Source organism: Candidatus Krumholzibacteriia bacterium, assembly GCA_035649275.1.
In the GTDB taxonomy this organism is placed as follows: Bacteria; Krumholzibacteriota; Krumholzibacteriia.
On record DASRJW010000008.1, the window covers coordinates 1 to 9,611 of the forward strand.

Consider the following 9,611-nt stretch of genomic DNA (forward strand, 5'->3'; position numbering starts at 1 on the left):
CGCTACGATCAAGTGCGGAAGCAGCAGCTCTACCATCTGGCCGAGCACGAACAGGAAGCCTTCGACGACGACTTCCGCGTCCGCACCTGCGACATCGGCAGCTTCCTGCGGGGCGGCGAGGCGGAGCAGCGGCGCTTCGCCGCGGAGCTCGGTGCGGCTCTCGCCGAGATCGGCTTCGCGATCCTGGTGGGCCACGGCGCGGACCCAGCGCTGTACGACGACATGGAAGGGCTGACCGAGGAGCTCTTCACCCGCTTCCCCCTCGAAGAAAAGCTGCGCTTCCGCGCCCGGCGGCACGGCTCGGTCAATCAAGGCTACTTCCCCCTCCGGGAGACGAGCGACATCCATCCCGATCTCGTCGAGGGCTGGGTGTTCTGCCGGCGCGCCTTCGACCTGCCCGGCCGGAGGTCCGAGGCAGCGATCGACTCCTTCTGGCCCGATCCTGCCCACGAGGCGCGCTGCCGCCGGCTGGTCCAGGAGAACGAAAGGCTCATCCTCCCGGTGATGCAGAGCCTCCTGCTCTGGCTCGGGCACGACCCGCACCTCTACGACGAGCGCCTCACGCGTCCCAATATCGGACTGCGCCTCAACTACTATCCGCCCCTCGGGCCGGGAGAGAGCGAGAGCGGCGGCGGCCGGCTGCTCGGCCACGAGGACGTCGGCATGTTCACCTTCCTGCCCGCGCCGCGCGTGGAAGGCCTGCAGGTGCTCGACCGGCGCAGCATGAAGTGGGTGCGGCTCCAGGCACCGCGCGGCAGCTTGATCCTGAACACGGGCGATTACGTCCAGCGCATCAGCAACGACATCCTGCCGTCCACGACCCATCGGGTCGGTAGGCCGCGCACTCCCGCGCTGCTGTCCCGGCCGCGAGTTTCCTTCCCCATGAACGTCTACGTGTGGGAAGAAGCCATCCTGTCGGTGCTGCCGGGACTGCCGGCGCCGCGCTACGCGCCCATCTCGGCGCTCGAGTTCCACACCCGCAGCACCAGCAAGTTCTACGGCGACGATTACGCGGTCACGGAATGACAGCGCCCCCCACCGGGCGCTTGCGGCGCGACCTGGGACGGCTGGAGTCCTACGCGTTGCTCCTCGGCATCCTCGTCGGTGCCGGCATCTTCAGGGTCACGAGCGACGCCTGGGCGCTGACCGGTCCGAGCGTGGTCCTCGGCTATCTCGTGCTCGCGCCGGTCGTGCTCGCTACTTCCATACCTTACGCGGTCTTCCTCTCCACGCCGCTCGGCCTCACGGCGGGGGGCGAGTACACCCACATCACGCGCACCTTCGGTAGCCCGGGCCTGGCCTTCGTCGTCGCCTGGCTCAAGATCATCGCCTACATCGGCGCGCTCGCCTACCTGGCGCAAACCTTTGCCGACTACGTCCTGCACGGCCTCTCGCCGATCGGCGGCGCGCCGCTCCTCGTCGCCCTGTCGGTGCTGGCGTTCTTCTTGTTCATTCACGCTCGCGGAGTCCGCTGGTTCGGCACCCTGCAAGTGCTCATGTGCCTCGTCTTGGGGGTCTCGATCCTCGTCCTCGTCGTGCCAGGATGCTTCGCCATCGTGCCCGCGAATTACAGCCCCTTCTTCACGGCTGGTGTCTCGGGCTTCCTCGCCGCGCTGGCGCCGCTGTTCTTCGCCTACGCCGGCTTCGAGTCGCTGGCGCAGGCGGCCGGCGAGGTCCGCGACAGCACGCGGCACCTACCGGGCGTCTTCCTGCGCGGCCTGCTGGCGACGACGGTCGTCTTCGCCTCCATGTCGGCGGTCGCCTTCGGTGTGCTGCCCGGGGAGAGCCTGCGCGGCAGCACCGCCCCCATGGCCGACGTGGCCCGCGTCTACCTGCCGCGCGCCGGCAGCGTCGTCGTCGTCCTCGGCGCGCTCATGGCGATCACGACGTCGATCAACGCGACGATGCTGGTGCCGTCGCGCCTGGCGCTCATGCTGGCCGCCGATGGCCTGGCGCCGGCCTGGCTCGGTCAGGTGCACCCCCGCTACGGCACGCCGCGGCGCGGACTCCTTCTCACCTTCGCGCTCGCTTCGCTCCTGCTCGCCAGCGGCCAGCTCTCGGTGGCGCTCCACATCGCCGTTCTGGCGATGGTGCTCCTGTACCTCTTGCACAGCCTGGCTCTTCTGGCGCTGCCGCGGCGCGACCCGGTGCTCTTCGCCAGCCGCACGGTGCGGATCCCGGTGTGGTTGCAGCGGGGCGCCGCGCTGCTTTCGGTGCTGGCGATGACGGGGCTGGTGCTCGTCATCGTGGTGCGAGACGTGCGGGCGCTGCGCGCCGAGACTCTGCAGGCGCGCCTGGCCGGCGGCCGGCTCACGAGCCTCGAGCTCTTGTGCGGCTGGAGTGCCGCCGGTCTCGCGCTCCATACTGTAGTGCGCCGCCGGCGGGCTCCCTAGGCCGCCGTCGTGGTGTAGTCCGACTCATTCTCTGACGAGACGCAGACCGTAGATGCGGATCTCCCCCGTGCCGGTGGCTTCCAGGAGCACGCTGTACTTGTCAGCGCGAGGCACGGTGACCGAGGGGCGTCCCTCGAGGCACCGTTCCTCGAGCACCGTCGAGTCTCCTGGCGCGACGACGCGCAGGCGGACCTGTTGCTCCGGCTCCTCGAGTCGCCAACAACCAGAAGGGATTTCGAGATCCAGGATCCCCACCGGCATTCCGCTCGAGGCCGTGACGTAGAAGCGCCCCTCTCCGTCCAGGCTCGTGATGGCAAAGTGCGTGAAGTTGAGGAGATAGGGCGGGACGAAGATCTCGTTGTCCCGGCGTTGAATGCCGATCTTGGGGCTGGTGCGACGCACCCAGATCCGCGAGTTGAAGTAGTAGGGGACGGTTCCAGCGAAGTTGCAGGGGTCGTAGTAGTCTTTGAACTCGGGCATCTCGGGCATGTCGCGCCCATAGACATAGAGTGGGGCTTGGCCTCCCGGGGTCCCGAACAGCATGAGGTCGGGCTGCAGAGAGAGCGCGTACCTGCTGTCCCCCACTTCGTGTCCGATCCATCCCTGCCCCCATCCGGCCGGACGCGTCCGGGCGAGGGTGTAGTCGTTCAGCCCCAGCAAGTCCAAGCAGGGCAGTTCGGACCAGTAGGGAACACATCCCGCCGCCGTGACCGCCAGCAGCGGCCTCGAGTCCGCGAAGCCGTGCTTCAACGTCAGCCCCACCACCCGCCCATTCCAGGCCCACTGATCGCTCTTCGCCCAGACATTCCGCTCGTTCGTGAACTGATCGTAGACATACCAGGCGAAGAGAAGGGCGCCGAGCGGCACCCACTTCTTGGGAGCCAACAGCCAGCTGGATTGCAAGAACTGCAGCGCCAGGAGATCGGCGAGGATGAAGAGGACCAGAACGGGGATCAGGTGGCGCCAGGCGCCGAAGATGTCCCCTCCCACCAGGAAAACGAGATAGAAGAGCCAGGCCGCCGCGGCGGAGAGCAGCAGAAACCCGCGACTCCGAGTTTCCCGGTGCAAACACAAGAAGACGAGGGCTGCGAGGGAGAGTTCGGGCAGGGGGCGCAGCGAGGCCAGGCCGTGCAGCACGTACTGGAACCCCGCAGCGAGATGCGTCGTCGAGGGGCTGATCTTGACGTAGGCGACGTTGGGGAGCCACTCACGGTAATACGCGCGCCGGAAGAGGAGCTGCCCGAGAAACATCGCCACCGGCAGGCTCAGGAGACAGGCGGACTGGCGCCACGCCGAGCCGCGAAACCGTCCCCGGACCAGGAGCCAAGAACCGATCACGAGGGAGAAGAGCGGGCCATCGGGGCGCGTCAGGCCGAGGCAACCGAGCAGGAAGCCGGGAAGCAACCACGAGCGGGGGGCGGCCTCGACGCGGTCCGCCAGGCGGAGAATCAGCACCAGGGACCAGGCCAGCAAGCAGGCGACCAGAGGCGGCTCCATGCCGGCCAGCGTCCAAGCTCCCGCCGGCCCGGAGAGGACCCATGCCAGCGATCCGATCGCGACGCACACGGTGGAGCGACGAGTCCCGCGCAGGAAGCCGAAGCAGAGCGCGACCACGACCGCCGCCGACGCCAGGAACCCGAGAACCTGAACACTGCGGATCAGGTCCAGGCCCGTCGCTCCGAAAGCCGCAGCGAGCATCATCCACAAGAAATTCGAATACCCTTCGACGGGTCGGCCGTCGGTCCAGGTGAGGCCGTGGCCGTGGAGGAAGCGCTGCACGTAGCGAAGCGAGATGAGGGCATCGTCGGCCAGGAAGGGGTAGTAGTAGCTCGCGTTTGCTGCCAGGACCGCCACAGCGAGCAAACCGATCACGATGGCCGCCGGAAGGCAGCGATTCGGTGGCGCGGACTCGATCCACCCCGGATGAGGATCGGCGCCGGCTCGGGGACGATCGGCCCCGCGGGCCCGCCGAGGGGAGAGCGCCGGGCGCGACTCGACGCGCCGACGGCTCATCGGTCCCCGCTCCCGAACCGGCGGCAGGCGATCCCGACGGACTCCGAGTTCGATGCACGGATGGACTTCGGATCATGCTGTTCGCGGAGCATGGCCTCGTCGATGTCGCCCCCGTGGCTCTGGTCGCTGAGGTGCCGTGAAGGGTACTCGAAGATCGGGCCTGCTTCCACGGCCGGAGCTGGCGCCACCGTCCGGCAGCCCACCAGGGAAGATGGTAGGGTCGATGCTTGAGGCCTGGCCCAGCCGTCGGCCTATCGCGGAAGGCGCGGTCCATCCGCTTGCGTCGAGTGGTCACGGGGAGGACCAGCATGGAGATGAAGCGTTACTTGCTCGAGACCTTCGCGTTCAACGATCGCGCCAACCGGCAGGTGCTGGCGAAGATCTGGGAGTTGCCGGACAAGGAGGAGGCGATCCGGCTCTTCAGCCATCTGATCCGCTCGCAGAACAAATGGTTGGCTCGCCTCGAGCAGTATCCGCGCGACCCTGGCATGAGCTGGTGGGATCCGGCTTACGAGCTGGACGCCCTCGAGGCCGAGTGGGAGAGGAGCCTCGGGGCCTGGCAGAACTTCCTGCAGAAGAAGAACGAGAGCGCTCTCTTCGAGGCAGTCCAGTGGGTCGGCTTCGACGGGGCGCACTGGACCGCAGCGCTCAAGGACATCCCGCTCCAGCTCAACTATCACTCCATCCACCACCGGGCGCAGATCCAGAGCCTCATCCGCGCCCAGGGACTCACACCCGAGTTCGTCGACTACATCGGCACCGTGTACCGAAAGATCGGCTGAGGAAAGGAGCGGATCGGTGCGGAGAGGGAGCATGGGTCTGGGCGGAGTCTCGGCGGGCGGAGAGCCTCAGCGCGCCGCGGCACCCTGCGGAGCGTGCTCCACCACGTGCAGCGCGTGACCGTCCGGATCGCGGACCAGGAAGCTGCGGGTGAAGCCGAGCTCGGCGTCCGGCGTCGACACCGTTCCAGGCGAGACGAAATGGGCCCCGGCAGCGCGCAGGCGTTGCTCCACCGCGGCGGCATCGTCGACGAGGAGCGTCGTTTGCCAGTGCACCAGATCGTTGGTGCGCGCGTCCTCGGGCAGCGGCCGTCCGCCCGGCGGCGCCAGGTACTGGAGGAACTCGATGCCAGGCCCCGCCGCCGCCCGCAACGAGGTGATGCGGAGCCGGGCGCCGAAGACGCTGTTGAGACGCTCCTGCTCGATGCCGTAGTTCTCGCTCTTCCCCTTCACCTCGAGACCCAGCATCTCGGAGTAGAAGCGCAGACTGGCTTCGGTGTCGCTCACCACGATGGCGGTGTGATCGATGCCGAGGAAGAGCGCGTCGCCCCGTCGCTGCCAGCGCGGGTCGCCCTTCCCGGGCGGGAACCAGAGGATCTCGAGGTTATGGCCGTCGGGATCGCGGCAATCGAAAGCGCGGATCCCGGCGACGTTGGTATTCCAGTCGGGCAGCGTCTGCGGCCCCGATGAGACGTGCTGCACCCCGTGCGCCCGCAGCTGTTCGTAGGCCCGGTCCATGTCGCTGACGATGAGGGCGAGGTGCTGGAACCAGCGGTCGTTGCTGCGTGCGTCCACCGGGAGGGGCCGGCCCTCGGGTTCCAGGTAGTCGATGAGCAGGACGAACTCCTCGCCCAGGCGCAGGCGCGCGACGCGCAGGCGCGGCGTGGTGTCGTTGCCGCGGCGATTCCCAAACGGCAGGTCGTTCAAGCGACCGTAGTCCCGCCCGGACACCTTGACGTCCGTGACCAGCTCGAAGGGGAGCACCTGGGTGTAGAAGGCGAGAGCGCGGTCCATGTCGGAGACGGTCATGCCGATGGCGCCGACGGCATGGACGGCAGGAGCCGCCGGTGACTCCGAGACGAACCCCAGAGTGGCAAGAACGAGCAGAGGCAACACGGGCAGACGCTGCCTGATCTGCTTGGGCTCGACTGGAGTCATGCGGTCCATTCTATGTCGACCATCCTGCCCATGGGAGCGCAGGACGTCGGTCCATTCTAAGGAAGCCGTGGGGCCGAAGGCGAGGGCCGTGACCGAGCGGCGGCGGTGTCCCCGAGACCGACGGCGGCGCGGCCGCGCAGCTGTGCCAGCTGCGGACTCGCCGGGAGGAAAGCCTCCGCCTCCCGGAGCAGCGAGTCGGCCCGGGAAGCGCGGCCGATGTCGAGCGCGGCGGCGGCGCGGCGCATCAGGATCGTTCCCAGGTTGTGCCGTGCATCGTCCTGCCAGGGTGTGGCCTGCAGGGCGCGGCGGTAGCAATCCTCGGCGCGCGCCCACTCCTTCTGCTTCTCCGCCAAGACGCCGAGGTTGTTCCAGGCCCGGCCGTCGGCCGGGTCGAGGGCGAGCTCGCGCTGGAACGACTGCTCCGCCCCCTGCCGATCTCCCAGCATGGAGAGCGCGATACCGCGGTTGAGGTAGAGGTCGGGGAAGCTGGGGTCGATCGCGAGGGCCTGGTCGTAGCGCTGCAGCGCCTCGCGAGCATGCTGTTGGTGCAGCCAGCCGTTTCCCGCCACGTAGTGGGCCTGAGCCATCTCGTCGTGCGACCACATCCCCCAAGGCGGGAAGGCGAGGAGCGCTCCCGCGCTGATCCAGGCCAGCGCGGGCCAGGCGACGCCGCGGCTGCGGAGCAGGGAGGGAAGCGCGGTCGCACCGGCAGCAGCGAAAACGGCGACGGCGGGAAACACCGGGAGACGAAAGCGCGCGTTGACGAAGAAGAGCAGCAAGCTTCCCGCGTAGACCAGGGCGATCGAAGCGAGGGCGGTGTTCTCCGGCTGGCCGCGCGTGCGACTCCAGCCGAGGAGCGCGAGGGGAAAGAGGAGCCCCAAGGAACAGAGGAAGAGCACGGCCATCTGCGGCGCCACCTGGACGGCGAGGACGAGCGGACGGTTGTTGCCCATTTCGCGCCGGTTGACGAGGAGGAGCAGCTTGCGCCCCAGCAACCGCAACCAGGCAGCGGGGTCTGCGTGGATCTCGGCCAGGCCCAGGCGCCAGAACAGGCTGGAAACCTGGGCGGGAGCGAGAGGCCTGCCTGCCAGGCGCTCCGCCAGTCGCTGGGCGTCCGCCTCCTGCCACACGCCGCCCACACCGGGGAGCACGGCCGACCAGCCGTCGGCGCCGCGGGCGTTGCCGATGTAGAAGTTGACGCCGCCCTGGAGGGTGACGGGGACGAGGGTCCTGGAAGCGGAGTAGTTGAGAGCGGTGATCGGGAGCAACGGCAGCAGGACGCCCAGGAGGTGTGCGCCCGCCACCGCAGCGTGCCGGCGTCCACGCCACGGGCGGAGGAGAGCGAGAGTGCAGGGGACGAGGACGAGAGCATGAGGACGCAGCAGCGCCCAGAGCGCCAAGCAGACTCCGGTCAGAGCGCCACGGCGCGCGCGGAGGGAAGTGAGACAGTCCGCGAGGAGCAGCGTGGTGACCGCCGCGAGAGCGGTGGCGCACGAGGTCATGAGCACCTCGCCGGAGAAGTAGACCGAGGCGCCGGACACGGCGACGAGCGCCGCAGCGATGCGTGCCGTGGTGGGACCACGAAGACGGCGTCCCAAGGCGAACACGGTCAGGATCGTGATCCAGTCGAAGCCGAGGTTGAGGAGGCGCGGCCAGATCCAGGCCGTTCCCAAGACGGCGCGGATGCCAGCGAGGACGTATGCATAGAACGGGGCGCGCGGGAAGGGAATGTACTCGGCGGCGCGGCCGGCCAGGATGGCGTCGGCCCAGCGGGTGTAGAACTCGGGATCGACTTCGGGGAAGACGAACCAAGGTTCGCGCGACGCCTGCAGCCAGTAGGTGACGCGGAGCAGCGAGGCCAACAGCAGCCAGGGGGCGGGGCCCGCGGCGAGCTTCGTCAAGCGCGCACGAGGATTCATGCACCCTCCTTTCGCCGCGGCCGAGCGCTCCGGTCGTCGGGATACTATAACGATGCGTGCGACCAGGGCCGCTATACTCGACGCTGGCGCGGCGCCGCGGCGGCAAACGTTCCTGGAGGGTGACGTGGGCAATGGAGTGCGCCTGGTGCTCGCGGCCTTGGCGGTCGTAGCGGCAGCGCTGGCCTGCCTCCGCCTTCCCGCCCTGGCCAACCATATCCAAGACGACGGCTTCATCTACTTCCGCATCGCTGAGAATGCAGCAGCGGGGCACGGACCGGTGTTCAACCCAGGCGACCGGGTGGACGCAGCGACGAGCCCGGTGTGGCTGTGGTTGCTGGCGCTGGCGGCGCGCCTCGGCGTGCCGGTGCACGTGGCCGCAGCGTGGCTCGCTCTCGTCGCCTGGGGGACGGCGATCGTTCTCACCGCACGCTGGGCTCTCGAGCTCGCGGACACGGGGGAACGATCTGCAGCGGCGAACGCGTCGCAGCAGGTGGTCATCGCCCTCGCCGGTTGCATTGGCGCCCTGGCATTGCTCCTGGACGATCGCTTCCTGGTCTACGCCTTCTCCGGCATGGAAACGATGCTGTGCGCGGCGGCTTGGGCTTGGGCCTTCCGGGCCTTGGTGCAGCGCTGGCTGCGGCAGCGGCCGGCGCGCGCCGCCGGCTGGTGGGTGCTGGCAGCCGTCCTGGTGCGACCGGAGTTCGTGCTCCTCGTGGTCGGGGTGGCTGCGGTGGCACTCCTCCGGCGCACGGCCGGGCCGCGGGTGCTGCTGCGGACTCTGGCGCCCGCGCTCCTCGGCGGCTTGCTCTACCTCGGGGCGCACACGCTCTACTTCGGCGACCCATTTCCCAACACCTACTACGCCAAGCGTGCAGGCGACTGGGCGCACGCGCGCATTGGACTGCACTACGTGGCGCTGTGGCCGCGCTCCTATCCCTGGATCGTGCTCCTCGCCGTACCGCTCCTGCTGCCCGCGCTGCGTGGAGCGACCCTGGGTTTCCTGATCGGTCTATCGCTCTACGTCGTGCACGTCATCCGACTCGGCGGCGATCACTTCGAGTTCCACCGCTCCTTCCTCTACGTCCTGCCGCTCGCGGCTGCGCTGCTGGGCGCCGCCGCCGCGCAGCTGGTGACGGAACGCACGCCCTGGAAGATGGCGCCGCTCGTCGTGCTCTCAGCGGCCATGCTGTTCTTCTCCGCCCGACCGCACGTGCGCGCCGCCGCCTTCCAGTGGGTGCAGCTCGCTTCGCGACTCGGCCTCGCTCTGCAGGAGCGGTATCCGCCGGGGACGCGTCTCGGGCTCTTCGCTCTCGGCGCCACGGGGTACAGTTCGCGTTTGCCGGTGGTCG

At 68.8% G+C, this 9,611-nt stretch carries 7 protein-coding genes; 4 read left to right on the plus strand and 3 right to left on the minus strand.

Annotation, left to right across the window (positions count from 1 at the left end; all coding sequences use genetic code 11):
- Both VFE28_00245 and VFE28_00250 read left to right on the plus strand, forming a co-directional pair.
- Positions 1–1,026: 2-oxoglutarate and iron-dependent oxygenase domain-containing protein (locus tag VFE28_00245; protein ID HZM14403.1), on the plus strand; the 1,026-nt coding region annotated here is incomplete at its 5' end.
- Positions 1,023–2,393, plus strand: a complete 1,371-nt coding sequence (locus tag VFE28_00250; GenBank protein ID HZM14404.1) for an APC family permease — start codon at positions 1,023–1,025, stop codon at positions 2,391–2,393. The genes VFE28_00245 and VFE28_00250, both read left to right, overlap by 4 nt.
- A 24-nt stretch (positions 2,394–2,417) precedes the next feature.
- On the opposite strand, the gene VFE28_00255 is transcribed toward VFE28_00250, so the two are convergent.
- Positions 2,418–4,406 (minus strand): hypothetical protein, encoded by a 1,989-nt coding sequence (locus VFE28_00255; GenBank protein ID HZM14405.1) that lies wholly within the window; start codon positions 4,404–4,406, stop codon positions 2,418–2,420.
- Positions 4,407–4,714: 308 nt separating this feature from the next.
- Between VFE28_00255 and VFE28_00260 the strand changes: the two genes are divergently transcribed.
- Positions 4,715–5,188 carry a DinB family protein gene (locus tag VFE28_00260; protein HZM14406.1) on the plus strand — a complete coding sequence of 158 codons (474 nt, stop codon included), beginning with the start codon at positions 4,715–4,717 and terminating at the stop codon, positions 5,186–5,188.
- A 66-nt stretch (positions 5,189–5,254) separates the two neighbouring features.
- Here VFE28_00260 and VFE28_00265 read toward each other — a convergent pair whose 3' ends face one another.
- A complete protein-coding gene (locus VFE28_00265) occupies positions 5,255–6,343 on the minus strand; it encodes a VOC family protein (protein HZM14407.1) in 1,089 nt (362 codons plus the stop codon).
- 56 nt (positions 6,344–6,399) lie between these two features.
- Entirely contained in the window at positions 6,400–8,262 is a 1,863-nt protein-coding gene (locus VFE28_00270) for a tetratricopeptide repeat protein (protein HZM14408.1), read from the minus strand.
- 52 nt (positions 8,263–8,314) lie between these two features.
- Between VFE28_00270 and VFE28_00275 the strand changes: the two genes are divergently transcribed.
- The coding region (locus VFE28_00275; GenBank protein HZM14409.1) for a hypothetical protein at positions 8,315–9,611 on the plus strand (1,297 nt) is incomplete at its 3' end.